Annotated in this window: 27 protein-coding genes; 7 read left to right on the plus strand and 20 right to left on the minus strand. The window is 66.1% G+C overall.

Annotated elements, in window-relative coordinates; all coding sequences use genetic code 11:
• Positions 1 to 410 precede the first annotated feature (410 nt).
• The 3 genes from ABC969_RS14500 to ABC969_RS14510 all read right to left on the minus strand — a co-directional run bounded on the left by ABC969_RS14500 (position 411) and on the right by ABC969_RS14510 (position 3934).
• Positions 411 to 839, minus strand: a complete 429-nt coding sequence (locus ABC969_RS14500; protein ID WP_345865874.1) for a CBS domain-containing protein — start codon at positions 837 to 839, stop codon at positions 411 to 413.
• 93 nt (positions 840 to 932) lie between these two features.
• Positions 933 to 2510, minus strand: a complete 1578-nt coding sequence (locus ABC969_RS14505; protein ID WP_345865875.1) for a DUF4139 domain-containing protein — start codon at positions 2508 to 2510, stop codon at positions 933 to 935.
• A complete protein-coding gene (locus ABC969_RS14510; RefSeq protein ID WP_345865876.1) occupies positions 2510 to 3934 on the minus strand; it encodes a DUF4139 domain-containing protein in 1425 nt (474 codons plus the stop codon). The genes ABC969_RS14505 and ABC969_RS14510 overlap by 1 nt, the downstream gene beginning before the upstream one ends.
• Before the next feature lie 272 nt (positions 3935 to 4206).
• On the opposite strand from ABC969_RS14510, the gene ABC969_RS14515 reads away from it, so the two are divergent.
• On the plus strand, positions 4207 to 4830 hold the full coding sequence (locus tag ABC969_RS14515) for an opacity protein (protein WP_345865877.1): 624 nt from the start codon (positions 4207 to 4209) through the stop codon (positions 4828 to 4830).
• Positions 4831 to 4983: 153 nt separating this feature from the next.
• Here ABC969_RS14515 and ABC969_RS14520 read toward each other — a convergent pair whose 3' ends face one another.
• The 4 genes from ABC969_RS14520 to hisS form a co-directional block, all read right to left on the minus strand.
• Positions 4984 to 6054 carry a DUF4167 domain-containing protein gene (locus ABC969_RS14520; protein WP_345865878.1) on the minus strand — a complete coding sequence of 357 codons (1071 nt, stop codon included), beginning with the start codon at positions 6052 to 6054 and terminating at the stop codon, positions 4984 to 4986.
• 246 nt (positions 6055 to 6300) lie between these two features.
• Entirely contained in the window at positions 6301 to 7116 is an 816-nt protein-coding gene (gene prmC, locus ABC969_RS14525) for a peptide chain release factor N(5)-glutamine methyltransferase (RefSeq protein WP_345865879.1), read from the minus strand.
• Between the two features lie 36 nt (positions 7117 to 7152).
• Positions 7153 to 8226, minus strand: coding sequence for a peptide chain release factor 1 (gene prfA, locus ABC969_RS14530; RefSeq protein WP_345865880.1), 1074 nt, complete (start codon positions 8224 to 8226; stop codon positions 7153 to 7155).
• Positions 8227 to 8344: 118 nt separating this feature from the next.
• Positions 8345 to 9589 carry a histidine--tRNA ligase gene (hisS, locus tag ABC969_RS14535; RefSeq protein WP_345865881.1) on the minus strand — a complete coding sequence of 415 codons (1245 nt, stop codon included), beginning with the start codon at positions 9587 to 9589 and terminating at the stop codon, positions 8345 to 8347.
• Between the two features lie 78 nt (positions 9590 to 9667).
• Between hisS and ABC969_RS14540 the strand changes: the two genes are divergently transcribed.
• From ABC969_RS14540 to ppa, 3 genes are all read left to right on the plus strand, one after another.
• Positions 9668 to 10291 (plus strand): DUF1345 domain-containing protein, encoded by a 624-nt coding sequence (locus ABC969_RS14540; RefSeq protein WP_345865882.1) that lies wholly within the window; start codon positions 9668 to 9670, stop codon positions 10289 to 10291.
• A gap of 264 nt (positions 10292 to 10555) precedes the next feature.
• Complete coding sequence (locus ABC969_RS14545) at positions 10556 to 12463, plus strand: M61 family metallopeptidase (RefSeq protein ID WP_345865883.1); 1908 nt, start codon at positions 10556 to 10558, stop codon at positions 12461 to 12463.
• Positions 12464 to 12472: 9 nt separating this feature from the next.
• Complete coding sequence (gene ppa, locus ABC969_RS14550; protein WP_345865884.1) at positions 12473 to 13048, plus strand: inorganic diphosphatase; 576 nt, start codon at positions 12473 to 12475, stop codon at positions 13046 to 13048.
• Positions 13049 to 13235: 187 nt separating this feature from the next.
• On the opposite strand, the gene ABC969_RS14555 is transcribed toward ppa, so the two are convergent.
• Genes ABC969_RS14555 through ispG form a run of 5 tightly spaced genes read right to left on the minus strand, consistent with a single transcriptional unit; the run spans position 13236 to position 16414 of the window.
• Positions 13236 to 13586 carry a TfoX/Sxy family protein gene (locus ABC969_RS14555; RefSeq protein WP_345865885.1) on the minus strand — a complete coding sequence of 117 codons (351 nt, stop codon included), beginning with the start codon at positions 13584 to 13586 and terminating at the stop codon, positions 13236 to 13238.
• Between the two features lies 1 nt (position 13587).
• Positions 13588 to 13908: a DMT family transporter gene (locus ABC969_RS14560; protein WP_345865886.1), complete on the minus strand. Its 321-nt coding sequence runs from the start codon at positions 13906 to 13908 to the stop codon at positions 13588 to 13590.
• A complete protein-coding gene (locus ABC969_RS14565; RefSeq protein WP_345865887.1) occupies positions 13908 to 14390 on the minus strand; it encodes a GNAT family N-acetyltransferase in 483 nt (160 codons plus the stop codon). The genes ABC969_RS14560 and ABC969_RS14565 overlap by 1 nt, the downstream gene beginning before the upstream one ends.
• The gene (locus ABC969_RS14570) at positions 14387 to 15286 is read right to left on the minus strand and encodes a DMT family transporter (RefSeq protein ID WP_345866077.1); all 900 of its coding nucleotides are present in this window, start codon (positions 15284 to 15286) and stop codon (positions 14387 to 14389) included. The genes ABC969_RS14565 and ABC969_RS14570 overlap by 4 nt, the downstream gene beginning before the upstream one ends.
• A gap of 3 nt (positions 15287 to 15289) precedes the next feature.
• Positions 15290 to 16414, minus strand: coding sequence for a flavodoxin-dependent (E)-4-hydroxy-3-methylbut-2-enyl-diphosphate synthase (gene ispG, locus ABC969_RS14575; RefSeq protein WP_345865888.1), 1125 nt, complete (start codon positions 16412 to 16414; stop codon positions 15290 to 15292).
• Positions 16415 to 16532: 118 nt separating this feature from the next.
• Between ispG and ABC969_RS14580 the strand changes: the two genes are divergently transcribed.
• Genes ABC969_RS14580 through ABC969_RS14590 form a run of 3 tightly spaced genes read left to right on the plus strand, consistent with a single transcriptional unit; the run spans position 16533 to position 19491 of the window.
• Entirely contained in the window at positions 16533 to 17702 is a 1170-nt protein-coding gene (locus tag ABC969_RS14580) for an acyltransferase family protein (protein WP_345866078.1), read from the plus strand.
• 1 nt (position 17703) lies between these two features.
• The gene (locus ABC969_RS14585) at positions 17704 to 18618 is read left to right on the plus strand and encodes an isoaspartyl peptidase/L-asparaginase family protein (protein ID WP_345865889.1); all 915 of its coding nucleotides are present in this window, start codon (positions 17704 to 17706) and stop codon (positions 18616 to 18618) included.
• Positions 18619 to 18645: 27 nt separating this feature from the next.
• Positions 18646 to 19491, plus strand: a complete 846-nt coding sequence (locus tag ABC969_RS14590) for a S1/P1 nuclease (protein ID WP_345865890.1) — start codon at positions 18646 to 18648, stop codon at positions 19489 to 19491.
• Between the two features lie 229 nt (positions 19492 to 19720).
• Here the strand turns inward: ABC969_RS14590 and ABC969_RS14595 are convergent, their stop codons facing one another.
• The 8 genes from ABC969_RS14595 to ABC969_RS14630 all read right to left on the minus strand — a co-directional run bounded on the left by ABC969_RS14595 (position 19721) and on the right by ABC969_RS14630 (position 26016).
• Entirely contained in the window at positions 19721 to 19993 is a 273-nt protein-coding gene (locus ABC969_RS14595; RefSeq protein ID WP_345865891.1) for a type II toxin-antitoxin system RelE/ParE family toxin, read from the minus strand.
• Between the two features lie 283 nt (positions 19994 to 20276).
• Positions 20277 to 20789 (minus strand): peptidoglycan-associated lipoprotein Pal, encoded by a 513-nt coding sequence (gene pal / locus ABC969_RS14600; RefSeq protein ID WP_345865892.1) that lies wholly within the window; start codon positions 20787 to 20789, stop codon positions 20277 to 20279.
• A 70-nt stretch (positions 20790 to 20859) separates the two neighbouring features.
• Entirely contained in the window at positions 20860 to 22251 is a 1392-nt protein-coding gene (tolB, locus tag ABC969_RS14605; protein WP_345865893.1) for a Tol-Pal system beta propeller repeat protein TolB, read from the minus strand.
• Positions 22252 to 22260: 9 nt separating this feature from the next.
• Positions 22261 to 23205 (minus strand): cell envelope biogenesis protein TolA, encoded by a 945-nt coding sequence (locus ABC969_RS14610; protein ID WP_345865894.1) that lies wholly within the window; start codon positions 23203 to 23205, stop codon positions 22261 to 22263.
• Between the two features lie 10 nt (positions 23206 to 23215).
• Entirely contained in the window at positions 23216 to 23653 is a 438-nt protein-coding gene (gene tolR / locus ABC969_RS14615) for a protein TolR (protein WP_345865895.1), read from the minus strand.
• Positions 23653 to 24351 carry a protein TolQ gene (tolQ, locus tag ABC969_RS14620; RefSeq protein ID WP_345865896.1) on the minus strand — a complete coding sequence of 233 codons (699 nt, stop codon included), beginning with the start codon at positions 24349 to 24351 and terminating at the stop codon, positions 23653 to 23655. The genes tolR and tolQ overlap by 1 nt, the downstream gene beginning before the upstream one ends.
• Positions 24351 to 24815: a tol-pal system-associated acyl-CoA thioesterase gene (ybgC, locus tag ABC969_RS14625; protein ID WP_345865897.1), complete on the minus strand. Its 465-nt coding sequence runs from the start codon at positions 24813 to 24815 to the stop codon at positions 24351 to 24353. The genes tolQ and ybgC overlap by 1 nt, the downstream gene beginning before the upstream one ends.
• A 169-nt stretch (positions 24816 to 24984) precedes the next feature.
• Positions 24985 to 26016 carry an NAD(P)H-dependent flavin oxidoreductase gene (locus ABC969_RS14630; RefSeq protein ID WP_345865898.1) on the minus strand — a complete coding sequence of 344 codons (1032 nt, stop codon included), beginning with the start codon at positions 26014 to 26016 and terminating at the stop codon, positions 24985 to 24987.
• Positions 26017 to 26062 lie beyond the last annotated feature (46 nt).

Below are 26062 nucleotides of genomic sequence, written 5' to 3' on the forward strand. Positions count from 1 at the left end.
CCACCGCTGCGGTGACACCCCTCTAGGCCCGACCTCCAATACCGTCAAACCCTTTCTTGCATTTTTCCTACACTTTTTCCGAAAATCCCAGAATTCCGCGGGTTTTGGGGTGGTCGAGACCCGCTGACCATCGCCCGTAGCAACGGAACAATCCGCCGGATCGCCGAATCAACTGCTGAAATCGTTGGAGAATCGGGCGCCCACTGCCGTGTCATGGCGCCATCGCCGCCAGATCGTCGCGAAACAGGGCAGGGCGACACTCTTCTCAGTGATCCGCCGACCCGAACGGCAGGATCACCCCCTACTCGCGAAGTCTGCGCTCGCTATCGTGTTAGGCTGATGCTGTTGCGTGCGGCGTGATGCCCGATGCGATCAATATCCAACGCAAAGGACCGCTATCGGCCTGATGATCACGCTTGCTGGATATAGCTACGCAACGCCTCGGCATCCGCCTCGATGCGATCGATACGGTATTTGACCAGATCGCCAATCGAGACGATGCCCACCACCCGCCCCTGATCGAGCACGGGCAGATGACGGATGCGCCGTTGCGTCATCAGCGACAAGGCGCCGATCACCGCGTGCTCCGGGGCGACGGTGATGGCCGGCGCGGTCATCACATCGCCGACCGCCAGATCCAGCGCCGCCGCGCCATGCGCCTCTAGCGTATGGATCACATCGCGTTCGGAAAATACGCCGACGACCTCGTCCCCATCCATCACCGGCACGGCGCCGATGCGCTGCTGCGCGAGCAGGGTGATCGCATCGCGGACGCTGATCGCTGCATGGGTCGATATCAGTTCGCGCCTGTTGCCGCCGAGGATGGTCGCAATCGTCATGCCGCTCTCCTGTTGCTCCACTGCCCGGTGCGCCGAGTCCGCTCGCCGGCTGGAGGGTCCTCCTTTGCGCGAGAAAGCGCAAGGCGGGAGTCCCTATCGCTTGTCCGGCGTGAGCGTGAAATCCAGCACCGCCGCACCATTGGCGGGGACGATCGTTCGCCAAGTCGGCACGCCCTTGCGCTCGATCAGCGCAGCACTGGTGCGGGATGGCGTGTAGGGAATACCGATCTCGAACGTCGCCGCGCTGTCTCGCGCGTTGGTGACGCGAACGCGATAGGGCCGCTTCTTGCCGGATAAGCGCAGGGCGGTGACCTGGTAGCGCAGCTCGGTGCTCTGCCCGGCGCCGAGTTCGACCTCCTCGTCCACCGCGCGATCGGCGAGCCGGCTCTCGCCGACCAGCAGATCGGCGTCGCGCGCACGCTCGAACACGGCGACGCCACCGGCGGGAAGCGGCAGCCCGAGGCCATCCTCCTTCCTATTGCGCAACCGCAGGGTCAACGCCGCGGGGCGGCTCTCGCCTGCCGCACGCGCATCATAGTCGAACGCTGCGAACCGGCCGCCCGAATAGACGCGCTCGAACTTGACCCCCTTGCGATCGATCATCGCCACGTGCTTGCGGCTGCGCGCGGCGACGGTCACGCGCTCAGGGATACGGTATAGCTTGAGATCGCCCAGTTCCTCCTGCTGCGCCATCATCGCGAGTGGCGGGGGCGCGGGGGGCGGGGGCGGGGGCGGCATCATCGCCGAAGCGCGGAGGCTGCCAGTGACGACGATATCGTAGCTTTCCGATTCGCTTTCCGGCTCGGGCCAGGGCGAGCGCGCGACCTGCCATTTAGGATACGTGCTGGTGATATCCATCGGCCAGCAGCGCAGCACGAGCCGCGGTGCGGGCCCGCGCGGCAAGCGCGCATTGGCTTCCTTGTTGGGCGCGCCGGCCACCGCCTGCGTGCTGGCCTGCGCGAAACCCTGGCTGCCGCCATTGGCGACGGTAAGCCAGGCGAACAGATCCAGCGTGGCGCCACCGGGCGCCACGCGCGCGACATAATTGGCCGACCAATCGAAGCCTTGCGCGAGATAGGACAATTGCACCGTGACGGTGGCGGCGCGCGCGCTGTCGGTGGTAACCGACAAGGTGGGCTTGGCAGCGAGATCGTCCGGCACGCCGGCATAGCGGACACCCTCCGGCAGGCCGGAACAGCCCAACGCCTCGACCCCGTCGGCCGTGGTGAGCAGCACGCCACCCGCCGGGCCGGACTGGATGATCGCCTCGCCTTGCGTAACCTTGCCGGTCGCGCGGTTGGTGCGATGGATCGAGACGCGGCGTTTGAGATAGGCATCGATCAAGGCGGCAGGGGAGATCAGCCGCGCATCGCGATTCTTCTCGCCAATGCGCTGCGGCAGGCCGGTGAGAATCGCGGTTTCGGGCATCATGCCTTCCGACACGCCTTCGAAGCGGATCGTAGCGGGGCCGGCGGGGACGGACAGCGTGCGCGTTTCGGTGATGAGGGCATAGCCGCCGGGCCAGCCCTGCGCCGGGATCGGCTGTGGGCCGCGATAGGGATCACGGTACAGCGTGACCCCGATCGCCTCGATCCGATCCGACTTGATGACGCTTTGCGCCGTGGCCGGCGGGGCCGCGAGCATGGCGAGGAGAAGGAGCAGCCGGCGCATCAGTAGCGCGTATCGAAGACCACGCTCAGCGACGTCTTTCCATTAGCGGGGACGGGCACCTGCCATTCCATCCGATCGGCCGAGACGCGATTCCCGGCGATGCTCTGGTCGATCAGCCGGACATCGCCGTACAATCCTTCCTGCGCGAGATCGACTGTCACCAGCTCGGCCCGGGCATTGCTGAAATCATAGCGCATCGTAGTGCGCCAGCGTGCCGATGACAGCCGCTTGCGCTCCACCACCACGGCCATGCCCTTTACGTCGAACGCGTCGCCGGTGCGGATCGACATTTGCGAGCCCATCGGTGTGCCGCCGATGCGGCTCTCGCCGATGAACTGCGGATCGCCGCGCGCATCGCGCAGATAGACGCGGATCGTGCCGGCGGGGAGCTGATCGCCAAGACCGCCGCTTTTGGCGGTGGAGAATTTGAGCACGCTGGCGGCCGAGCGCGGTTCGCTCGTGGTGGCCAGCCAGCCATTGACCCACTCATAGCTGTTACGCGCGGGCGCGCCCTTCACATCCAGGAAACTGACCTGCTTTTGCTGCGCATTGGCGACGGTGGTGCGCGCGGGCAATGGATAGAGGATATAATCGCCGAGCCGTTGGCGCGTGCCCGTCTCGGTGCCGGCTTCGGTGCCGGCTTCGATGAGCGCGGCACGCGACAGGCGCGCGAACGCGCCATTGCTATTGTTGGCATTGGGATTGCCGGCGACGAGCAGGATATCAGCATCGCGGTACGTGGTGCCGGTGGCGTTGGTGAGCGTCACCCAGCCCTGTACGTCGATCGCGCCCTTCGCGGCATCGAACAGCATGACATAATCGCTGGTCCAGCCGAGCCCGGGCGTGAGATAGGTCAGCGTGGCGGGGACGCGACCGGCGCTGGCGCTTTGCAGCGTAACCGACAAGGTCGGGCGGGCCCGGAGATTCTCCGGCACCTTATCGAAGATCACGCGCACCGGCAGACCATCGTCGCGCAGTACCTCGATACGATTGCCGATCTGCAGCACGATGCCGCCATTGGCGGCCAGCACGCGCGCCTGTTCGCGCGTCTCGGCGCCGGTGGCGGGATTGGTGCGTACGATGGTGACGACCGAGCCGACCGCTTTTTCCATCAATTTGTCGGGCGAGAGCAGATCGAAATCGAAATTCTGCTCGACGATGCCGATGCCCGGGCCGGACAAAGTGACCGTCTCGGGGCGGATTTGCGCCGAGACGTCGGGGAAGTCTTGCCGCGTGCGCCCATTGGCAAGGTTGAGCTGGCGCACGTCCTGCACGAGCGACTGGCCGTTCTGATAGATGGTCAGCGCGACATCGCCCTGTGCGCTGGGGCCGACCGGGTTGGCGCTGTCGGCGGGTGACGTGGTTTGCGCCCCGAGCACGGCAGGCAGAAGCGCGAGCGCCGTAGCCAGCATCAAACGCCTCATCACCGCTCTCCCCCTGTCATTCCGCCAGCCTAATATAGCCGGCATGCAAGGACAATGGCGGGCGCCCGGCGCGCGGGATCGCCGCTGCCGCGCCACAGGAAGCGCTCGAAAGTCGTTCATCTGCGAGAAAGAAACCGTTGCTGCATTGCAACACGACGGGAAAAGCGGCGCTGCCGTTACGCATTTTTGAAACCATAGCGGTCCGCTATGGTTATACGAGCCTCGGTTGCCGGCCCACAGGGCGTGCACGACCATCACTCGAAAGGCTTTTCATGCGTATGTTCCCCCTCGCTGCCGCTGTTGCGGCTGCGACCCTCGCCGTCCCCGCGTTCGCGCAGGACATGTCGACCACCGACACCACCACGACGACCGTGACGACCGAGCCGACCGCTCCGGACGGCACCCGCGCATTCGGCATCGAGCCTTATGTCGGCGTGATGGGCACGTGGCAGTCGTTCGACAACGAGGCTTATGGCGCCGGCGTGCCGCGTCTTGCCAATGGTGAGCGCCTTAAGGGCTGGGAAGTGACCGGCGTTGCTGGCTTCAACGTTCCGCTCGGGCCAGTGTTTATCGGCGCAGAAGGCAATGTTGCCAAGGGCGTGTCGGGCGACATCGATTGGGAATATGGCGCAGCGGGCCGTTTCGGCGTGCGTGCGGGCGAGAGCGGCATGATCTACGGCAAGGTCGGCTATCAGTGGGTCAATTTCGACCGCTTCGGCAAGAACAGCCCTGATTTCGACGCGATGACCTATGGCATCGGCTTCGAAGTCGGCCCGAAGGAAATCGGCCTCGGCGGCATCACCGGCAATTCGGGTGTGCGTCTGCGCGGCGAAGTCAGCACGTTCGGCAACGCACACTCGCTGCGTCCGTCGCTCGGCATCGTCACGCACTTCTAAGCTGCGTGACGGGGCAGGCCGAGCGATCGGCCTGTTTCGTCCGCCTGCGTTGAACCGTAGCGGCGGCACCGTCGCGCGACAACCAGCGGAGCGGGCAAACAAAAAGGGCCCCGAACCTAGCGGTTCGGGGCCCTTTTTGCGTCGCGACAGGCGTTAGGCGCTGGTCACTTCAGCGGCCGGCGGACGACCGCGACGGCGGCGAGGCTTTTCCTCCACCTCATCGCCCGACGCCGCGGGGGCATCGTTCGATGCATCGGCGACTGTGGTCACCGCCGAGATATTGAGCGAGGGCGGCAGACGATCTGCTTCGAACGCGGGCGTTTCCGCAGCTACGACCGGTTCACGGCGCGGGCGGCCGCGGCGACGCGGGGCTTCCTGCTCGTCCCGTGGCGACTCAGCGGGGAGCGTTTCGGCGCGAGGCGTTTCGTCCAGCGGCAACACGTCTTGCTGCGTGGGCGCGCGCTCATCGGCCTGATACCGCTCGGCACGCTCGGGGCGATTACGATTGCCGCGCTCTTCGCGAACATAGCGATCCGCCGCTTGATCGTTGCCCGCCGTCTCGACGGTGGCAGCGCTGCTATCGCGATCGGCGGTATGGCGGCGCGGACGCTCATCAGGCTGGCCGCGCTCGGCGCGCTCGCCCGCGGGAGCACGATCCGGACGGTCCTGACGCTCGGGGCGATCATTCTGCACGCCGCGCGTGCCTTCGCTCTGGCGCTCGCCCTGATAACCGTTCTGGCGTTCGGCGCGATTGCCGTCTTGGCGATCCTGCCGCTCAGGCCGCGTATCGGAACGGTTGCTGTCGGCGCGATTGCCATCCTGGCGATTACCATTCTGGCGATTGCCGTCATGCTGCGGGCGCGGCTGTTCGACGCGGGCGACGGGTTCGCCCTCGTCGTCATATTCTTGCTCGTCATCCTGGAAGGTGTTGGCCCCCCCCTGGATCGGCGGACGATTGTTTTCCTCGAGCCGCGAACGCGTCTCGGCCAGCACACGGAAATAGTGATCAGCAAATTGCAGGTAATATTCGGTGTTCACACGATCGCCGGACATTTGCGCATCGCGCGCTAGCGCCTTGTATTTCTCGAGCAGCTGCGCGGCATTGCCGCGCGACCGGTTATCGATGCGATTGCCGGTATCCTGACGACCCGAATTACCCTGCGGGCGCTGTTGCTGCCCGCCGCGGCCGCGACGGCGACCGGCCTGACGATTGTTGTTGATCAACTGTATCTATCCCTGTCCGTAGTAACCAACCGTGCTCCGCAAGCGATGTGGTGCAATGCTCCCCGGCCCGTGGCCACCGACCATCGGTGGAACAGGCCTGCCACGGTCACCGGACGACAGCGACGGCATGACTAAAGGAGTGGGCAACAGCCCGTTTTCAGCTGGTTACGATGAAAACGTGGTGCCCCTATACGCTTAGTAGCGACCGGCGGGGCAATCTCCAAGCGGAATATGCCCCGCGGGCGATCATGTTGCGATCATGGCGCGCGGATGACCGGCGAGATCGCGGGCGAGCGCGACAGCGAAGCCCTCGGCCTCGAGCAATGCCGTGACGGCGCCGGCCTGGGTCGCGCCGATCTCGAGGATCGCGACGCCGTCCGGCGCCAGCCGCGCGCGGAGCTGGGGGATGAGGATGCGGTAATCATCGAGCCCGTCGGCGCCCGCATACAGCGCAGCGGCGGGTTCGTGCTCGGCGACGTCACGGGGGAGCGATTCAGCGGTGCCGATATAGGGGGGATTGGCGAGAATCAGATCGAACCGGGCCTCGAGCCCGCTCGCCCAATCGCCAAGCTGAAAGCGCGCTCGATCGGTCAGGCCGAGCGCGGCGGCATTGCGGCGGGCGAAGTCCAGCGCTTGATCCGACGCATCGATGCCCAGGCCGTGCGCGTCGGGCCATTCGCTCAGCGCGGCGAGCAGCAACGTGCCCGGGCCGGTGCCGAGATCGAGAATCGTGGCGGGCGGCCGGGCGGTGAAATGCGCGAGCGCCGCCTCGATCAGCGTTTCGCTGTCGGGGCGGGGGATGAGTACGGCGGGGCCGACCAGCAGCTCGATCGTCCAGAACGCACGACTGCCGGTGATATAGGCGATCGGCTCATGGACGACGCGGCGCGCGAGCAGCGCGGCGAAGGCGGGCGGCTCGGCGGCATCGAGATGTTGGAACAGGAGCTGCTCGCGGGTGACGCCGAGCGCGTGCGCCATGAGCAGTTCGGCGTCGAGCCGCGGCGTATCGCTGATGGAGGAAAGTGCGGCGGCGGCCTGGTTGAGGGCGTGGCGAATGGTCACGCGGCCATCAACCAAGTCCGGGATGACGGCGGTATTTTACTCACTGAGGCTCGCCAGCCGCTCCGCTTCGTCCTCGGCGATCAGCGCGCCGATCAGCTCGTCCATGTCGCCCTCGAGGATTTCGGGCAGGCGGTGCAGCGTCAGATTGATGCGGTGATCGGTGACGCGCCCTTGCGGGAAATTGTAGGTACGGATGCGCTCGCTGCGATCACCCGAGCCGACCATCGATTTGCGCGCGCCGGCACGCTCGTTATGCAGCCGCTCGCGCTCCGCCTCGTACAACCGCGTGCGCAGGACTTTGAGCGCCTTGGCCTTGTTCTTGTGCTGCGACTTTTCATCCTGCTGGATCACCACCAGGCCCGAAGGGATATGCGTGATGCGCACCGCGCTGTCGGTGGTGTTGACCGACTGCCCGCCGGGGCCGGACGAGCGGTACACATCGATGCGCAGATCCTTGTCGTCGATCTTGACGTCGACCTCCTCCGCCTCGGGCAGCACGGCGACGGTGGCGGCGGAGGTGTGGATGCGGCCCTGCGCCTCGGTGGCGGGCACGCGCTGCACGCGGTGCACGCCGGCTTCGAACTTCAGCCGCGCGAACACGCCCGAACCGGTCACGCTGGCGACGATATCCTTGTAGCCGCCCGCTTCCGACGCGCTGGCCGAGATCAGCTCGACGCGCCAGCCGCGCCGCTCGGCATAGCGCTGATACATGCGGAACAGATCGCCGGCGAACAGCGCCGCCTCGTCGCCGCCGGTGCCGGGGCGGATCTCGAGCATCGCAGCGCGCTCATCGGCGGCATCGCGCGGCAGCAGCGACAGCGCCAGTGCGCGATCGGCGGCGGTGAGCGCAGCCAGATTCTCGGACAATTCCTCGGACGCCATCTGGCGCAGCTCGTCATCCGCATCGTGCGTCATGTGCTGCAGCGAGACGCCCTCGGCGCGCAACCGCCGCACCTCGCCCGCAGCACGCGCGACCGGCTCAAGCTCGGCATATTCCTTGGACACGGCGACGAAGCGCTCGGACGCGAGTTCACCGGTCGCCATCAGCGCCTGCAATTCGTCACGCCGCGCCTCGATCTGCGCGATTCGTTCGGGGGAGATGCTGGTCATTGCGCGGCTACCCCCTCAACCGTCATTCCAGCGCAAGCTGCGATCTTCATGAAGCAGGCGCTGCGCGCGCCAATCGGAGCACCCCAGCCTGTGCTGGGATGACGGAACGGGCGGACGATCATGCGCCGGTCAACTCCAGCACGAGCTCCCTCACCACATCATGCTCGGCAACATCCGGTGCCGCGCGCGTGCTGATGACTGCAGCCCCACCGTCAAGCTTGATGCCGACGAGCACTTTGGCACCCATCTTGGCTGCCTTGTCGAAACGCTTCCGGGGCGATCCGCTGGCGACCATATCGGCGGAGAAGCCATTATCCCTGAACACTCGCAGCGCGCGAAATGCGGTCGCCAGCGCGGCATCGTCTTCGACCGCGATCATGACATCGACCGGATCGACCGCCGGCGCCGCGATCAACATCGCCAGCCGCTCGATCCCCGCCGCCCAGCCGACCCCCGCCGTCGCCGGCCCGCCAAGGCTCTCGATCAGCCCGTCATAGCGCCCGCCGGCCAGCACCGTGCCCTGCGCGCCCAAGCGATCGGTGACGAATTCGAACGCGGTGTGGCGGTAATAATCCAACCCGCGCACCAGCCGCGCGTTGCGCGTCCAGGCGACACCGGCGGCATCCAGCCCGGCGGTCACCGCGTTGAAGAAGGCACGCGCCTCCGGCGTGAGATAGGCGTCGATGTCGGGCGCGCTGTCAGCGATCGGGCGATCGCGCGGGTCTTTCGAATCGAGGATACGTAAGGGGTTCTTCTCCAGCCGCGCCACGCTGTCATCGGACAATTCCGCGCGATGTGCCTCGAAATGCGCCACCAAGGCTGCGCGCCAGGCGTCGCGCGTTGCCGCATCGCCCAGCGTGTTGAGCTGCAGCGTCACACCATCAGCAATGCCGAGTTCGTGCAGCAATTGATCCGCCAGCACGAGCAATTCGACGTCCGCCGCCGGCTCGGCCGCGCCGATCACCTCGGCATCGATCTGGTGGAACTGGCGGAAGCGGCCCTTTTGCGGGCGTTCGTAGCGGAACACGGGGCCGTGCGTGGCAAGCTTCAGCGGCGCATATTGCTGCCAGCCTTCGGTGAGATAGGCGCGCGCGATGCCGGCCGTGAATTCGGGGCGCAGCGTGATCGAATCGCCGCCGCGATCCTCGAACGTGTACATCTCCTTCGAGACGACGTCGGTGGTTTCACCGAGCGAGCGCGCGAACACCGCAGTGCTTTCGAGCACCGGAATCTCGACACGCTGAAAACAGTAAAGCCGCCGCACTTTCTCGAACGCGTCGATCACGCGCGCGAAGCGCCGTTGTTCGTCGCCGAAAATGTCCTGCGTGCCGCGGATGCGTTTGGGGGTTTCGATACGGGCCATGATGCGCGCGTATCTATGCGAGGGGGGCGGCAAGCGCTAGGCCTTCGGCGCAAGCAGGCGACAGCGCAGGATCAGCAGATGCAACTCGGCAACAAAATCGCGCCGCCCCGCTTCCTCGCCTTTACCATCACGTTCGGTATCGGCCTTGGCTTGCTGATCCCGCTGCTCGGCAAGGGGCGCGGCACGATGGCCGCGTTCGATATCGCCGCCTTGCTGTTTCTCCTCATCGTCGCGCCGTTGCTCGCTGCGCGCGCCGACGACATGCGCAAGCACGCCAAGGATAATGACGCCAATCGCGTGCTGCTGCTCGGGCTGACCGGCACGGTGATGGCGGTGATCCTGATCTCGGTGGATAGCGAGATGCTTGATGGGAAGAGCGATGCGCTGGGGACCGCGCTGATCGTCGGCACGCTGGCATTGGCCTGGCTGTTCTCCAACATGGTCTATGCGCTGCATTATGCGCATCTGTTCTACTCCAGCGACAATGGCGAAGACCGAGGCGGGATCGAGGTGCCCAAGACCGACGAGCCGGATTATTGGGATTTCGTCTATTTCAGCTTCACGCTGGGGATGACGTTCCAGACCTCGGACGTGGAGATCACCTCGCCGCATATCCGGCGCACGACGATCGGGCAGTGCCTGGCCGCGTTCGTGTTCAATATTGGCGTGCTGGCGTTTACCATCAACGTGCTGGGGGGATAAGCGCCCTACCCGTCATCCCGGACCTGGCGGATCCCCGCCTGCGCGGGGATGACGAATACGTGTTCCAAGGGGTCAATCGCCGACTTGGTCCGGGGTCCAACAAGCCGCCCGCGCTGTGGTGGGAACCTTGAGCGCTGCGCCTGCCGCACGTTGGATCCCGGGCCAGTTCGGGATGACGATGAAGGAACGGGCAAACGCCGCACTGGACCTTCCGGCCTTCCGGGCGTTATCCCCGCATATCTTTCCTCTCGCCGAAAGGCCTTCATGTCCCGCTTTGCCCTGACCGCGAGCCTGCTCGCCACGATCGCCGCCCCTGCTTTTGCCGAAAATTCCAAGCCGCAGCCCGTGCCGTTTGTCGATACGATCCCCGCCGCGCGCGATCTGCCCTATCCCGGCACGATGACCCTCGCGGTGGACGCGACCGATACCAAGCGCGGCATCTTCACGGTCAAGCAGACCATTCCCGTCGCGGCCGCCGGTCCGATGACCTTGCTGTATCCGAAATGGCTGCCCGGCGCGCATTCCCCGCGGGGCGAAATCGAAAAGCTCGCCGCGCTGGTGATCACCGCCAATGGCAAGCCGGTGCCGTGGACGCGCGATCCGGTCGATGTGTTCGCCTTCCATATCGACGTGCCGCAGGGCGCCAGGACGCTGACGGTCGATCTCAAATTCCTCTCGGCGACCAAGGCGGATCAGGGCCGCGTGGTAATGACGCCCGAGATGCTGAGCCTGCAGTTCAATTCGATGAGCCTGTATCCGGCAGGCCATTTCACGCGCCAGATCCCGGTGAAGGCGACGGTGAAATATCCCGACGGCTGGAGCGCGGCCTCCGGCCTGCCGTCCAGGGCGGCGGGATCGACCTACACGTACGAGACGACCAATTACGAAGTGCTGGTCGATTCGCCGGTGCTGGCCGGGCGCTATTACAAGAAATGGGCGCTTTCCCCGCGGGTCAATCTGAACGTGTTTGCCGACACGCCCGAGGAACTGGTCGCCACGCCCGAGCAGATCGACGCGCACAAGCGGCTGGTGACCCAGGCAGTGAAGAATTTCGGCGCGCAGCATTACGATACGTACGAATTCCTGCTGTCGATCACCGATCAGCTGGGCGGGATCGGGCTGGAGCATCATCGCAGCTCCGAAAACGGCGTGACGCCCGGTTACTTCACCAAATGGGTCGATGGCCCGGGCCGTCGCAACCTGCTGCCCCACGAATATGCGCATAGCTGGGATGGCAAGTTCCGCCGCGGCGCGGATCTGTGGACGCCGGATTATCGCACGCCGATGCGTGGCTCGCTGCTATGGGTGTATGAAGGGCAGACGCAATTCTGGGGCTATGTGCTGCAGGCGCGCTCGGGCATCGTTTCCAAGCAGGATACGCTGGACATGTATGCGTCGATTCTCGCCAGCCTCGACAATCGCCCGGCGCGCGAGTGGCGCAATCTGGTCGATACGACCAACGATCCAGTGATCTCGGCGCGCAAGCCCAAAGGCTGGACCAGCTATCAGCGCTCGGAAGACTATTACAACGAGGGTCTGCTGGTGTGGATGGAGGTCGATTCGATCCTCCGTCGCCAATCCGGCGGGGCCAAGTCGATTGACGATTTCGCGCGTGCCTTCTTTGGCCTCAACGACGGCGATTGGGGTCAGGTGACTTATACGTTCGACGATGTCGTCGCGACGCTCAACGCGGTGCAACCCTATGATTGGGCAGGCATGCTGACCAAGCGACTGACCGAGACGGGGGCGCCCGCGCCGCTCGCCGGGTTCGTCGCCAATGGCTATAAGCTGGTCTATACCGACACGCCGACGGGGGCGTTCAAAAGCGCCGAAACCGCGTCGAAGCGCACCGATCTGACCTATTCGTTGGGCGTAGTGATCGACAAGGATGGCGAGATCACCGCGGTAGGCTGGAACAGCCCGGCGTATGATGCGTCGCTGGATATCAGCACCAAGATCGTCGCGGTAAACGGCACCGCCTATAGCGATACCGCGATCAAGGCAGCGATCGTCTCGGCCAAGACTTCGAAGCAGCCGATCCAGTTGCTTGTAAAAAACGGTGAAAAGATCGCTAACGTAACCATCGACTATCACGGTGGCGCGCGGTATCCGCGTCTCGAGAAAATCGCCCCTGGAGAGGCCGGTCTCGACCGTCTTCTTGCAGCCAAATAGGAAGCCTGAATGCGCATCGACATGATACCTGCCGGCAAGAGCCCGCCGGACGACCTAAACGTGATCATCGAAGTCCCGACCGGTGGCGAGCCCGTCAAATATGAGTTCGACAAGGCCAGTGGCGCCCTGTTCGTCGATCGAATCCTGCACACGCCAATGCGCTATCCGGCGAATTACGGTTTCGTGCCGCACACCTTGTCGCCCGATGGCGACCCGCTCGACGCGCTGGTGATCGCGCGCTCGCCGTTCATTCCGGGCTGCGTGGTGCGGGCGCGGCCGATCGCCGTGCTGAACCTGGAAGACGAAGCCGGCGGCGACGAGAAGCTCGTGTGCGTGCCGGTTGATTCGACCTTTCCTTATTATTCCAACGTCAACGAGCGCGGCGACATGCCTGAAATCGTGTTCGAGCAGATCGAGCACTTCTTCACGCACTACAAGGATCTGGAGAAGAAGAAGTGGGTCCGCGTCGGCACCTGGGGTGACCGCGACGAGGCGCGCAAGATCGTGCATGAGGCAGTTCAGCGCTACGAGGATGCCAAGGCCGCAGGCGATAAGGCGCCCGGCGAGGTAGCGCAGCAGGACTGATCGCTTGGGGCGGCGTGCAGCGCCCTATCTATCCGTCACCCCGGACTAGTTCCGGGTCCACCGTGCCGCATTCTCACAAGCAATTGATGTGCGGCACGGCAGACCCGGAACTAGTCCGGGGAGACGATGACGCGTATGGCTGCACTTATTGCGTAAGGCCTCGCTTGCGCCGCAGCGACGACCGCACTTACTTAGCCCGCTTCTTCACCGGCGCGCGCTGCCCGGCGGCGATCCCCAGCGCCGCCCACCGCTGCATCGCCTCCGCATCGTCATAAACCTCGTCAGGCGCGCGGCGATAATTCATCTGCCCGGTGCGCCCCTCGCCCATCTCATAGGTGAAGCGCGGGCATCCTGCCGCGTCCCACTGCGCATCGCTCAGCGCATCGGCTTTGAACCACAGGGCATCCAGCCCGACGATCGCGAAGATCGTGCCATCGAGATAAAGCGTCGCGCCGCCCATCATGGCGCGCTTGGTGACGCTGCCGATCGGCGCGAGCGCCTCGGCCACCCAATCGATCAGCGCCTGGTCGACCGCCATATCAGTGCCCGGAGGTCAGCTTGAGCCCGGCGATGCACAGCACGACGCCGAGGATCAGCAGCAAGCGCGGCAGGCTGGCGGGCTCACCGAACCAGAAGATGCCGACGATCACCGTACCGAGCGCGCCGATCCCGCCCCAGACGGCATAGGCGGTGCCCATCGGGATCGAGCGCGAGGCGACCTCCAATAACGCCATCGAGCAGGTGACGGAGGCGAGGAAGCCCGCCGTCCAGCCGATATTGCGGAAGCCATCGACATAGCGCAGGCAGGTGGTGAAGCCGATTTCGAACAGGCCGCCGATGAGGAGCAGGATCCAGGCCATCAGCCGCGCCCGGCCAGCCGACGCAAGGCATCGCCGCTGACGCGCTGCGTGGTCCAGTCGCCCATCGGCTCGGCGCCGACCTTTTGATAGAATTCGATCGCGCGCGTATTCCAATCGAGCACCCACCATTCGAACCGCGCGCAATCCCGATCCACCGCGATGCCGGCGAGATGCGTGAGCAAGGCGCGCCCGGCGCCCGATCCGCGCGCGGCCGGCGTGACATACAGATCATCGAGCCAGATGCCGCGCTGCCCGGTCCAGGTGGAGAAATTATGGTAGAACACCGCCATGCCGATGCGCGTGCCGTGCTGCTCGGCGATCAGCGCCTCGGCGGCAGGATGCGCGCCGAACAGGGCGTCGTGCATCATCGCCTCGGTGGCGGTGACCGCCTCGGGTTCGCGCTCGAACGTGGCCAGTTCGCGCACGAAGCCCAGGATCGTGCCGACATCATCGGAGGTGGCGGGGCGGATCGTGATGGTCATGCAGCGGCCTCGGTCTGGGGGGCGGGGCCCGATTTGCCGCGCACCGCGACCAGGCATCCGGCAATGATGAGCAGCGCGCCGGCCACCGTCCACGCGGTGACATGCTCGCCGAACACGCCATAGCCGAGCAGTGCCGACCAAAGGAACGCGGTATATTCGACGGGCGCGAGGATTTGCGCCTCCGCATGCCGATAAGCCCAGGCGAGCAGCACGGCGGAAAGCGAGCCCAAGACGGCGGCGCCGAAGATGCCGGGCCATGAGGCGAGCGCGGGGACAGACGAAAACCATGGGCTGCCAAGCAACAAAAGACCGGCCAGCACGATGCTGGTGAACAAGGCGACCTCCAGCGGATCGGCGATCTGGGCCTGGCGACGCAGCAGGATCAGGCTGCCGGCATAGAGGATCGAGGCCAGCACAATCGCTAGCGAGCCGAGCACGACATCGGTCGACGCCTGCGCCTGCCATTGCCCCGCGGCGATCGCCAGCACGCCGAGGCTGGCGACGAGCGAGCCGCCGATCGCGTTGCGCCGGATCGTCTCGCCCAGCGTCGCTGCGGCCAGGAACAAGGCAATCAGCGGCGCGAGGAAGGTCAGCGCCACGCCCTGCGCCATCGACACGCGCACCAGCCCCCAGAAGAACAGCAGGACGGAGGCCCCAGCGACAGCGCCGCGCGCGATATGCAGCGTGAGCGCCGCGTGGCCCGGCCATGGCCGCCGCGTCAGCAGGAAGATCGGCCCGAGCAACACCACGCCGGCGATCGAGCGCCACAGCACCGCGCTATACGCGCCATGCGCGATCGACAGGCCCTTCATCACCGCATCCATCACCGAATAACTGGCGATGCCGATCGCAGCGACGGCAAAGGCGGTCGCGTTGGTGGGGGCGCGGCGGGTCAGGGCCTATTCCGCCGCGACCGCCTGCAATTCCCCATGCGCCTCGATCTCGGCCGCCTTGGCTTCGACCAGCTTGACGATATGCTCGAGCATATCCTCGCTGTTCACCGTGTGATCGGTGACGCCTGACAGATACACCATATGCTTTCCGTTGCCGCCGCCAGTGAGCCCGATATCGGTCTCGCGCGCTTCGCCGGGTCCGTTGACGACGCACCCCAACACGCTGAGCGACAGCGGCGTGCGGATATGCTGCAGGCGCTCTTCCAACGCCTGGACGGTGCGGATCACATCGAAGCCCTGGCGCGCGCAACTGGGGCAGGAGACGACGCGGACGCCGCGGTTGCGGATGCCCAAGGCCTTCAGGATCTCGAAGCCGACGCGGACTTCCTCTTCCGGCTCGGCCGACAAGGAGACGCGGATCGTGTCGCCGATGCCGTACCAGAGCAGGCTGCCCATGCCGATCGCGCTTTTCACCGTGCCGCCGACAAAGCCGCCCGCCTCGGTGATGCCGAGATGCAGCGGGCAATCCACCACTTCGGCGAGCTGCTGATAGGCGGCGACCGCGAGGAACAGGTCGCTGGCCTTCACCGCCACCTTGAATTCGTGGAAATCGTGATCCTGCAGCAGCTTGATATGATCGAGCGCGGATTCGACCAGCGCCTCGGGGCACGGCTCGCCATATTTTTCGAGCAGATGTTTCTCAAGGCTGCCGCCATTCACACCGATGCGGATCGCGCAGCCATTGGCCTTGGCGGCATTGACCACTTCGCGCACGCGATCGGACGAGCCGATATTGCCGGGATTGATGCGCAAGCACGCCGCCCCCGCATCCGCCGCCTCTAGCGCGCGCTTATAATGAAAATGGATATCGGCGACGATCGGCACGCGGCTCGCGCGGACGATCTGCTTCAATGCCGCCGTGCTTTCGACATCGGGGCAGGAGACGCGGATGATGTCGACGCCGGCATCCTCGCAGCGACGGATCTGATCGATCGTCGCGCGCGGATCGCTGGTCGGCGTGTTGGTCATCGTCTGCACGGTGACCGGCGCATCGCCGCCGACGGGGACATTGCCGACCATGATCTGGCGGCTCTGACGACGCGTGATATCGCGCCACGGACGAATGGACATGGGCCGAGCCTATACGCCTGCCGGCGCGCCGCGCCAAGCGCTGCTTGCGCCGGCCGCTCCGCCGCCTGACGTCACCGCGCTGGCCACGCGGCGGCGATGGGGTAAAGGGCCATGCAGCATGGCACGGCATTACGGTCTCGATTGGCTTCGCATCGGCGCGTTCGCGTTGCTGATCCTGTATCACATCGGCATGGTCTTCGTGCCGTGGGGTTTCCACGCGCAGACCGCGCACCCGATCGACTGGGTGGCGATCCCGATGATGGCGATCAACCCGTGGCGGCTGGCCCTGCTGTTCGTCGTCTCGGGCTATGCCAGCCGCGCGCTGCTCGACAAAGGCACGGGATTGGGCGCGTTCGCGCGGTCGCGCTCGGCGCGGCTGCTCGTGCCGTTGCTGTTCGGCATGATCGTCGTGGTGCCGCTGCAACCGTGGATCGAACTGACCACGCAGCGCGGCTATACCGGCAGCTTCTGGCGCTTTCTGGCGCACGATTATTTCGGCTTCGCCAAGGTATCGGGCCTCCTGCTGCCGGCGACGCAGCATCTGTGGTTCGTCCTCTATCTGTGGCTGTACACGATGCTGCTGGCGATCACCGCCGTGCTGCTCGGCGGACGCAGCCTGCAACGGGCATTCGATGCGGTGTTTGGCGGTATCCGGCTGTGGCTCCTCCCGATGCTGTGGCTGGTGCTGGTATCCGCCTGGCTGTTCGTTGGCGCGCGCGAAACGCATGCGCTGTGGGGCGACTGGGTCGCGCATGCCACCTATCTGCCCGCGTTCCTGTTCGGATTCGGCTTTGCCGGATCGCAGACCGGCTTTGCCGCAACGGCGCGGTGGTGGCGCTGGGCGGCGGTAGTCGCGCTGCTGTCCTACGCGCTGGTCGTGGGGATCGAATATGCCTGGCCGGTGAACGTGCCCACGCCTTTCCCGTACGGCCATATCTTTTCCGCGGCGCGCGGCGCGCAGGGTTGGAGCGCGATCATCGCGCTGATCGGGTTCGCCGATCGGCACTGGAACCACAATCACCCGTGGCATGCCACGCTGACCGAAGCGGTGTTTCCCTTCTATCTGATCCACCAGACGGTGATCGTCGGTGTCGAGGGCGCGTTGCTGCCCTACGGGCTGCATCCGGCCGCCGAATTCGCCATCTTGGTGGTGAGCACGGTGGCGGCGTGCTGGGCCTTCTACCTGATCGGGCGCGAGATACGCTGGCTGCGCCCGTTGATCGGGCTGCGCCAGCGCGGCCCGATCCATCCCCCCATGCGCGCGACATTGGCGACAGAGGAAGCATAAGATGAGCTGGACGCTGATGATCCATGGCGGCGCGGGCCAGATGACGCGCGACACGCTGAGCGCCGGGCAGGAGGCCGGCACGCGCGCCGGGCTGAACGCCGCGCTCGATGCGGGAGCGGCGGTGCTGGCCGCCGGCGGCGCGGCGCTCGACGCGGTGGCAGCGGCGATCCGCGTGCTGGAAGACGATCCGCATTTCAATTCGGGGCGCGGTGCCGCGCTGACCTGGGACGGCATGGCCGAGCTGGATGCGGCGATCATGGACGGGCGCGATCGCCGCGCCGGCGCGGTGGCCGGGGTGACGACGACGCGCCATCCGATCGATCTGGCCCGCGCCGTGCTCGACGATGGCGCGCATGTGCTGCTCGCCGGCGCCGGCGCCAACGCCTTTTCGGTAGCGCATGGCCTGCCGCAGGCGGAGGCGGACTGGTTCGTGCTGCCCGAACGCGCGCGGCAGCTGGCCGAGATGAAAGCGGGCGGCGGCACCTTCGATGTCGAGATGAAATACGGCACGGTGGGCGCGGTGGCATGCGACGCGCACGGCCATGTCGCTGCCGCCACCTCGACCGGTGGCGTGACGGGCAAGCGCTGGGGCCGGATCGGCGATTCGCCGCTGATTGGGGCTGGCACCTACGCCGATGATCGCGGCTGCGCGGTTTCCGCGACCGGCGCGGGCGAATTCTTTATCCGCGCCGGCGTGGGGCATGAAATCGCCGCGCGCGTGCGGCTGACCGGCGCATCGTTGCAGCAGGCAGCGGACGCCGTGCTGGCCGAGGTGCAGGCGCTGGGCGGCACCGGCGGGGTGATCGTGGCGGGGCCGGGCGGCGATCTGGCCTGGGGCTTCACCACCGCCGGGATGAACCGCGCGCGCGCCACCGCGGCGGGCGAGCGCAGCGTGGCGATTTACGGCGACGAATGAGCGGCTGAGCGGGTAGAGGCCTGCCGCATGATTCGTTTGCTTTCCGCGCTTGCCGCTTCGCTCACCCTGGCGCTCTCCACCCCGGCGTCGGCCTATTGGGAATATGGCCACGAAACGGTGGCCAGCATCGCTTATCGCAACGTGACGCCGGCGACGCGCGGCAAGATCGATGCGCTGCTGCGGCAACAGCAATTGCTCGAAACCCCGACCTGCCCGGCGCGCACGATCGAGCAGGCCAGCGTGTGGGCGGATTGCATCAAGCAATTGGGGCCGCGCTTCAGCTATGCCTATTCGTGGCATTATCAGAATGTCGATGTGTGCCGGCCTTTCGCGCTGAAACCCGCGTGCAAGGACGGCAATTGCGTTTCCGCGCAGATCGAACGCGATGTAAAATTGCTCAAGGACGGCAAGGTGCCGGTGCGCGAACGCGTCATCGCGCTCGCCTTCCTGGTCCATTTCGTCGGCGATCTGCATCAGCCGCTGCATGCCGGCGATCGCAGCGATCTGGGCGGCAATCAGGCGCTGGCGGCCTATGGCGCCTATGCCCCGGAGAAGCTCAACCTGCATTCGATCTGGGACGGCTATCTGGCCGAGCGCGCCATCTCCACCCCGCCCTCGCCGGTGCGCGTCTATGCCGCAGCGGAGAAGGCGGAGCTGCAGGCCGGGACCATCGAGGATTGGAGCCGTGAAAGCTGGCAGGTGGCGCACGATTCGGTCTACGCCGTGGCGCATGGCGGCGATGCCTGCGCGCCGGCGGGAACGCGGGCGGCGCTCGATCAAGCGACGATCGAGAAGCTCGTGCCGGTGGCCAGGCTCGAAGTGGAGCGCGGCGGGCTGCGGCTGGCGCGGTTGCTGGATGAAGCGCTGGGCTGAGGCGGTGAGTTTCGCACAAAGCCACGAAGCCACGAAGTTGCAAAATCTCGCCGCCGGACGATGACCTAGCAGCTCAAACCCCGCGCAATGCCGACCTCCTTCGTGGCTTCGTGGCTTCGTACGCACATTGCGAGTGACTATAGCGGGCGCCAGATATCCCTGCGCTGACGCAGGATGCGAACGATCGCGATGCCATCGCTGGTCGGTTGAAAATAAACGACGTGCTGCCCTACGCTGCGCCGTCGGTAACCGGCCCTGATTGAGGGCAGCTTTGCGCTTGCTGTGGCGCCTCGGCCAGATGGGTGCAGGCCGCTTGGATATCATCTGCGTAACGCATCGCCTGGGGCAGACCCCAATGCTTCATGGTGTAATCAAACAACTCGTCCAGGTCGCGTTGCGCCCCCGGACTGAGCCGGTATTCAGCCATATTGCGCGGCTTTCGCTGCCTGAATGCCGCCATGTCGAAGCGTTCCGCCGCGCCGCTCTGCTCGCCCTCGATCAACGTCTGCCCTATAGCGTCGGCCTCGCCGCCCCCTCCTGTTCGGCGCGGATGAGATCGCGGATCGCCTCGCTGTCATTCGTGTAATGGCCGGCGTCAATTTGCGCAGCGAGCCAAGCATTCTATTGCTCGGTCAGCGTGATGGTTTTCCGTATCGTCGCCATGTCGGCCTCCACAGACGCTGATACTATTGGTTGGATGTTAGGCAAACATCCGGCTCGTAAACCAGGAAAAAAGGCGGCGCGCACCTGCGTGCGCACCGCCCCTTACCGTGCAAGACGGCAGATCAGTTGAGGACGATGGTCACCGCGCGGCGGTTCTGTGCCCAGCTGGCATCGTCCGAGCCCAAAGCGATCGGGCGTTCCTTGCCGTAGCTGATGGTCGAAATGCGCGCGGGATTGATGCCGCGGCCGGCGAGATAATTCTTCGCGGCATTGGCGCGGCGATCGCCCAGCGCGAGATTATATTCGCGCGTGCCGCGTTCATCGGCATGGCCCTCCAGGCTGATCGGCACGTTGGGATAGCGCGCCAGCCAGGTTGCCTGCGTATCGAGGATTTCGCGCGCGCGGGCATCGATATCATAGCTGTCGAGCGCGAAATTGACCGTCGTGCTGGTCACCGAGCGTTCGAAATCGCCGCGCGAGCCCGGCGCGGCGCCATCCGCCGACTGACCCGTGTCACTGCCCGTGCCGGTCTCGCTGCCGGGCGCCGGGGGCAGCACTTCGGGGCGCTTCTTCGAGCAGGCGGCGGTGGCGAGCAAGGCGGTGCCGAGCAGGATCGTGGTGGTCAGTCGGGCCATGAGGCGTCTCCTTCGGTGAGTGCGCCGCCGGCCGGATCACCCGGCATCGCGACGCATGTGAAACTTGGGGTTACGGACGCAACGGTCCCCAGCCCGGATCGGATCCATCCAGCGGCGTGGTGATGCGGCGTTCGTTGACCCCGGTGAGATCGACCGACCACAGATCGGCCTTGCCGCCGCCGCCGCGCCCCTGGCGATAGAAGGTCAGCACGCGGCCGTTGGGCGACCAGCTGGGGCCTTCATCCTGCCAATCGTCGGTCAGCAGCTTCTCGTTGCCGCCCGACGGGGTCATGATGCCGATGCGGAAATTGCCCGAGAGGCGCGTGAAGGCGATGAGATCGCCGCGCGGGCTCCACACCGGCGTGGCATAACGCCCGCCGCCGAACGAGATGCGCTGCTGATTCGAGCCATCGGCGTTCATCGTGTAGATCTGCTGCCCGCCCGAGCGATCGCTTTCGAACACGATGCGGCTGCCATCGGGCGAATAGCTGCCGCCGGTATCGATGCCGGGCGCCTCGGTCAGCCGCTGCGGCGAACCGCCCGACATCGACACGCGGTACAGATCGGTATTCCCCGCCACCGCCATCGAGAACAACACCCAGCGGCCATCGGGCGAGACGCGCGGCGCGAAGGTCAGGTTGGGATTGTTGACCAGCAAGCGCTGCTTGCCGCTGCCGATATCGTAGACGTAGAGCGCCGGCTTATCACCGACATAGCTCATATAGACGATGGTCTGCTGATTGGGCGCAAAGCGCGGCGTCAGCACGATCGACTGGCCATTGGTCAGGAAGCGGTGATTGGCGCCATCCTGATCCATGATCGCCAGCCGCTTGATGCGCTTGGCCTTGGGCCCGGTCTCCGAGACATAGATCATGCGGCTATCGAAATATGGGCCCTCGCCGGTCAATTTGGCATAGACCATGTCGGCGCATTTATGCCCGGCGCGGCGCCAGTCGGACGGCGGCACGACGAAGCCCTGCCGCGCCAGCTCGGCGCGCGAGGAAACGTCGTAGAGATAGCAGCCGACGGTCAGCGTGCCATCGCCATTGGCGCGGATGAAGCCCTGGACCAGCGCCGAGGCACTGGCGCCGGACCAATAATCGAAGGCAGGCGCGGTGACCTCGCCGAACGCTACGTCCTTGAGCTGGTTGGTCGGCTTGAACAGGCCGGAATTGCGTAAATCGCTGGTGACGATCTGCGCCAGCTGGCGGCCAAGCTCGTCGGTGCGCCCGGCGGCGGTGCTGGCGACGGCGGCGGTGGGCATCGGCGGAATGGCGATGCCGAGCGGCGCGGAAATGCCGCCTTCGACATCGACGACCAGTTCGTCGCTCTGCCCCGGCGCGGGCGCAGCGGCGGGCGCGGCCGGGGCGGGCGCGGCCGGGGCGGGCGGCGCTTCCTGCGCGTGCGCGGCGGTGCCGGCGAGCAGCAGAACGACGGCGAAAAGTTTCGGGTTCAGCATCATCAGCGATCCTCAGCCGGGTAACTTGTAACGCAGGGTGAACGACTTCCAGCCGCGCGGTACATCGTACAATTCGGGGGGCAGGCCGCGCAACGGCGCGCAGCCCATGAAGGTGGCGATGGCGTTGCGATCCACCGCATCGACATAGCGGCGATTCTCGTCATCGACGCCGCCATGCGCCGCATCCACGCTGGGGCGGCCGATCATCGTGCCGTCGCGGTTGAGCCGCAGCCGGATCGTGACGACGATGCGCGACGCGCCGGGGCCGGGATTGACTTGGCGATCGGCGCAGGGCTGGACCTGCCGCTTGATCGCCGAGCCGATATCGGCCGCTGCGCTGGCGTTCATCGTCGCGCCGGGCGGGTTGGGGGGCGCTTTGGATCGTGACGGCGTGGCCGACACGCCCTTAAGCGTCGCATCGGACAGCGTGAACCCGCCCGGCTTGCGCGTCGGCGCGCCGGGCTTGGTGCCGGTCGACGGTTTGGCGCTGGCCACCTTGGCGGGCGCGGCGGCGGGTTTGCTCGGCGCCTTGGCGGGCTTGGCGGCGACCTTGGCCGGCGCGGGCCTGGCCTTGGGCGGCGCTTTGGCCGGGGCGGCAACCGGCTTTTGCGGCGGCTTGGGCGGCGCCTTGGGCACCGGCTTTGGCGCCGGCGCGGGAGCGGGCTGCTTGACCGGCGGCGCGGGCGCGGGCGCGGGTTCGGGCTCCGCCTCGGCCGGGGCGGGGGGCGCGGCATCCTCGGGCGGGGCGATTTCGGGCGCGGTGGATTGCGCCGGCGGCTCGGGCGCGGGCGGCGCGGTCTGCTCCAGCGCGACGGTGTCGACCAGCGAGATATCGACCGGGATCGGCTTGGGCAGATCGGGCTCGGGCCCCGACAGGAATCCCGCCGAGAGCAACCCGAACAGCACCACATGCCCCGCCAGCGCGACGCCGAGGCCGATCTTTTCGCTGCGATCCATCAGCCGCTCGTCACTTGCGCTCGTCGCCCACGGTGATCAGCGACACGCGGTTGAGCCCGGCGAGATTGAGCTCGCCCATCACGCGCATCACGCGGCCATAATCGAGCGTGCGATCGGCGCGCAGGAACACTTGCGGCGGCTTGCCGGCCTCGGTCTTGGCGGCGATCTGCTGCAGCACATCGGGCAGGATCGCGTCGGTCACTTCCTGATCCTCGACATACATCTTGCCGCTGGCGTCGAGCGAAATCTGCACCGGCGCCTGATCCTGATCGAGCGCCTTGGCGCGGCTGTCGGGCAGGTTCACCGGCACACCCGCCGTCAGCAACGGCGCGGTGACCATGAAAATGATCAGCAGCACCAGCATCACATCGACCAACGGCGTGACGTTGATATCCGCCATCGGCGCACGCCGCCCGCGGCCGCGCTGCGAGGGGAGGTTCATCGACATCAGCGCCGCGTCTCGCTTTCGAGCTGGCGGCTCAGGGTGGCGTGGAAGCCATCGGCGAAGCGGTTGAGCCGCGCCTCGATGCGGTTGATGCCGTGGCTGAAGCGGTTGTACGCAATCACCGCGGGGATCGCCGCAAACAGCCCGATGGCGGTGGCGAACAAGGCCTCGGCAATGCCCGGTGCGACCACCGACAGCGAGGTATTCTGCGCGCTGGCGATCGCGGTGAAGCTGCGCATGATGCCCCATACGGTGCCGAACAGCCCGACGAACGGCGCGACCGAACCGACCGTGGCGAGAATATTGAGCCGATCGGACATGCGATCGATCTCACTCGCCACCGCCGCGCCCATCGACGTCGCCAGCCGCTCGCGCGTGCCATCGCGATCGACCGCGCCGCTGGCGGTCGAACGGCGCCATTCGGACACGCCGGCGGCGAACACGCGCGCGATCGGCAGATCGTTCTCGCCCTCGATGCGGTAGAAAGCGTCGATATCCTCCGCTTTCCAGAAATCGCGTTCGAACCGCTCGACCTTCTTGCGCGTGCGGCCAAGCTTGGTGGCGAAGCCGACGATGATCGCCCAGGTCCAGATGCTCGCCAGCAACAGCCCGATCATGACGAACTTGACCACCCAATCGGCCTGCAGAAACAGCGCGATCGGCGACATCGTCGCGGCATCGGTATTCAGAATGACGTCCATTATATGCTCGTTCCCGGTACCAGGAGGCGCTCGAACGCCTCGATCCATGTGCGCGGTTGCCGGCGCGGGCGACCCGATGCCGCCACCAAGGCCGCCGTCACGTCGGCATCGCTGAGTATCGTCTCGCCGCGCATGACTCGCTGATGAATATCGACCGAAGCCCCGCGCACTTTCAGCACGGCGCTGATCACCACCAAAGCGTCGTCGAGCCTGGCGGGCGCACGATAGCGGATCGCCAGCGCGCTGACCGCATACGCCCCCTCGCCCGCATCGTGGAAACCGCGCTGATCGATTCCCACCAGCCGCAGCATGTCTGAGCGGGCGCGTTCCATGTAGCGCAGATAATTGGCGTGATAGACCACGCCCGACAGATCGGTATCTTCGAAATAGACGCGCACCGGGAAACGATGCGCGGCACCATCGAAACGGCCTCCGACGGGCAGATCTTGGGACGATGCGGCCATTGCCCCTGCCCTAGCGAAGCCAAGACGGCGAAGGAACCCCGTTAACCAGCCGATGCGACCGATCGGGGCGATCCAGCAGCGGCGCCCCGCGCCACCAAGCTCGATTCATGTCGCGATCGGCCTAACGGCAGGTAGGCGGCGAGCGCAAACGGGCCCGCCGCCAATACGGTCACACCGCGCGTTTCTCCAGCGCGTGCGCCGCTTCGATCATCAGTGTGGCGAGGATGTCGGCCAGCGGCTCTTCCTTGGTGACCATGCCGACCGACTGGCCGGCCATCAGGCTGCCATGCTCGACATCCCCATCGATCACCGCGCGGCGCAGTGCGCCGGCCCAATAATGTTCGATCTGCAATTGCGCCTCCGCCATTGCCAGCTTGCCCTCGTCGAGCAGTTGCGCGACCTCGCGCTGCTTGGCGGTGAACAGATCGCCGCCGGCATTCTTCAGCGCGCGCACCGGGATCACCGGCAGCCGCGGATCGATCTGCACGCTGGCGGTCGCGTCACGCGCCGAGGCGCGGATAAAGGCTTTCTTGAAATTGGCATGGGCGATGCTCTCGGTTGCGCAGACGAAGCGCGTGCCGAGCTGGACGCCCGCGGCCCCCATATCGAGATAGGCAGCGATCGCTTCGCCGCGGCCGATTCCGCCGGCCACGAACACCGGCACCTTATCGGCCACGTCGGGCAGGATTTCCTGCGCCAGCACCGAGGTTGAGACGGGGCCGATATGCCCGCCCGCTTCCATGCCTTCGACCACCAGCGCATCGACGCCCGAACGGATCAGCTTCTTGGCCAGGCTGAGCGCGGGGGCGAAGCAGATCAGCTTGGCGCCATTCTGCTTGATCGCATCAATGCTGCCCGTCGGCGGCAGCCCGCCGGCGAGCACGACATGGCTGACGGCGTGCTTGTTGCAGACCTCGATCAGCTCGAACAATGCGGGGTGCATGGTGATCAGGTTCACGCCGAACGGCTTGCTGGTCAGCGCCTTGGTGGCGGCGATCTCGCGATCGAGCAGTTCTGGCGTCATCGCGCCGCACGCGATCAGGCCAAACCCGCCCGCGTTGGACATGGCCGCGACGAGATGGCGTTCGCTGACCCAGGACATCGCGCCGCAGAGGATGGCGGCCTCCGAGCCCAGGAAGTCGACGCCGCGCGCCATGCGCCGCTGCAGGCGCTCGGCGCCGATGGAAGTTGCTTGGTTCATTGCTGCGGGCCTAGCCGGGCAGAGCGGCACAGGGCAAGCCATGCGG

The sequence above is a fragment of the Sphingomonas qilianensis genome, assembly GCF_039614825.1.
GTDB classification, from domain to species: Bacteria; Pseudomonadota; Alphaproteobacteria; order Sphingomonadales; family Sphingomonadaceae; genus Sphingomonas; species Sphingomonas qilianensis.

What these genes read in the sequence shown, in the direction of transcription:
- ABC969_RS14500 (WP_345865874.1), bottom strand. Translation starts at nt 839, where the DNA reads ATGACGATTGCGACCATCCTCGGCGGCAACAGGCGCGAACTGATATCG.
- ABC969_RS14505 (WP_345865875.1), bottom strand. Translation starts at nt 2,510, where the DNA reads ATGCGCCGGCTGCTCCTTCTCCTCGCCATGCTCGCGGCCCCGCCGGCC.
- ABC969_RS14510 (WP_345865876.1), bottom strand. Translation starts at nt 3,934, where the DNA reads ATGAGGCGTTTGATGCTGGCTACGGCGCTCGCGCTTCTGCCTGCCGTG.
- ABC969_RS14515 (WP_345865877.1), top strand. Translation starts at nt 4,207, where the DNA reads ATGCGTATGTTCCCCCTCGCTGCCGCTGTTGCGGCTGCGACCCTCGCC.
- prfA (WP_345865880.1), bottom strand. Translation starts at nt 8,226, where the DNA reads ATGACCAGCATCTCCCCCGAACGAATCGCGCAGATCGAGGCGCGGCGT.
- hisS (WP_345865881.1), bottom strand. Translation starts at nt 9,589, where the DNA reads ATGGCCCGTATCGAAACCCCCAAACGCATCCGCGGCACGCAGGACATT.
- ABC969_RS14540 (WP_345865882.1), top strand. Translation starts at nt 9,668, where the DNA reads ATGCAACTCGGCAACAAAATCGCGCCGCCCCGCTTCCTCGCCTTTACC.
- ABC969_RS14545 (WP_345865883.1), top strand. Translation starts at nt 10,556, where the DNA reads ATGTCCCGCTTTGCCCTGACCGCGAGCCTGCTCGCCACGATCGCCGCC.
- ppa (WP_345865884.1), top strand. Translation starts at nt 12,473, where the DNA reads ATGCGCATCGACATGATACCTGCCGGCAAGAGCCCGCCGGACGACCTA.
- ABC969_RS14555 (WP_345865885.1), bottom strand. Translation starts at nt 13,586, where the DNA reads ATGGCGGTCGACCAGGCGCTGATCGATTGGGTGGCCGAGGCGCTCGCG.
- ABC969_RS14560 (WP_345865886.1), bottom strand. Translation starts at nt 13,908, where the DNA reads ATGGCCTGGATCCTGCTCCTCATCGGCGGCCTGTTCGAAATCGGCTTC.
- ABC969_RS14565 (WP_345865887.1), bottom strand. Translation starts at nt 14,390, where the DNA reads ATGACCATCACGATCCGCCCCGCCACCTCCGATGATGTCGGCACGATC.
- ispG (WP_345865888.1), bottom strand. Translation starts at nt 16,414, where the DNA reads ATGTCCATTCGTCCGTGGCGCGATATCACGCGTCGTCAGAGCCGCCAG.
- ABC969_RS14580 (WP_345866078.1), top strand. Translation starts at nt 16,533, where the DNA reads ATGGCACGGCATTACGGTCTCGATTGGCTTCGCATCGGCGCGTTCGCG.
- ABC969_RS14585 (WP_345865889.1), top strand. Translation starts at nt 17,704, where the DNA reads ATGAGCTGGACGCTGATGATCCATGGCGGCGCGGGCCAGATGACGCGC.
- ABC969_RS14590 (WP_345865890.1), top strand. Translation starts at nt 18,646, where the DNA reads ATGATTCGTTTGCTTTCCGCGCTTGCCGCTTCGCTCACCCTGGCGCTC.
- pal (WP_345865892.1), bottom strand. Translation starts at nt 20,789, where the DNA reads ATGGCCCGACTGACCACCACGATCCTGCTCGGCACCGCCTTGCTCGCC.
- tolB (WP_345865893.1), bottom strand. Translation starts at nt 22,251, where the DNA reads ATGATGCTGAACCCGAAACTTTTCGCCGTCGTTCTGCTGCTCGCCGGC.
- ABC969_RS14610 (WP_345865894.1), bottom strand. Translation starts at nt 23,205, where the DNA reads ATGGATCGCAGCGAAAAGATCGGCCTCGGCGTCGCGCTGGCGGGGCAT.
- tolR (WP_345865895.1), bottom strand. Translation starts at nt 23,653, where the DNA reads ATGTCGATGAACCTCCCCTCGCAGCGCGGCCGCGGGCGGCGTGCGCCG.
- tolQ (WP_345865896.1), bottom strand. Translation starts at nt 24,351, where the DNA reads ATGGACGTCATTCTGAATACCGATGCCGCGACGATGTCGCCGATCGCG.
- ybgC (WP_345865897.1), bottom strand. Translation starts at nt 24,815, where the DNA reads ATGGCCGCATCGTCCCAAGATCTGCCCGTCGGAGGCCGTTTCGATGGT.
- ABC969_RS14630 (WP_345865898.1), bottom strand. Translation starts at nt 26,016, where the DNA reads ATGAACCAAGCAACTTCCATCGGCGCCGAGCGCCTGCAGCGGCGCATG.